General features: G+C 72.6%; 1 protein-coding gene. It reads right to left on the bottom strand.

Going from position 1 to position 241, the window contains the following annotated elements; translation table 11 throughout:
* On the bottom strand, window positions 1–241 hold a 241-nt coding region (locus tag FV233_RS30060; RefSeq protein WP_147899691.1), incomplete at both ends, for a PAS domain-containing protein.

A 241-nucleotide genomic window follows, 5' to 3' on the forward strand; every position in this document is an offset into this window, starting at 1 on the left:
TGGGCGGCCTGTCCGGCCTGCTGCGAGACGCCGGAGGCGGCCTCCGCGATCGCGGTGAGGTCGCGCGCGAGGGCGCTCTGAAGGTCGGCCCGGCGCCGGCGCTCCAGCACCGCGGCGGTGACGTCGGCGGCGAACTTGACGACTTTGATCGGCTTGCCGCGGCGGTCGAGGATCGGATTGTAGGTCGCCTGCAGCCAGATCTCGCGGCCGTCCTTGCCGATGCGCTTGAACTCGCCCGCCT

This window comes from Methylobacterium sp. WL7, from assembly GCF_008040085.1.
GTDB lineage: Bacteria > Pseudomonadota > Alphaproteobacteria > Rhizobiales > Beijerinckiaceae > Methylobacterium > Methylobacterium mesophilicum.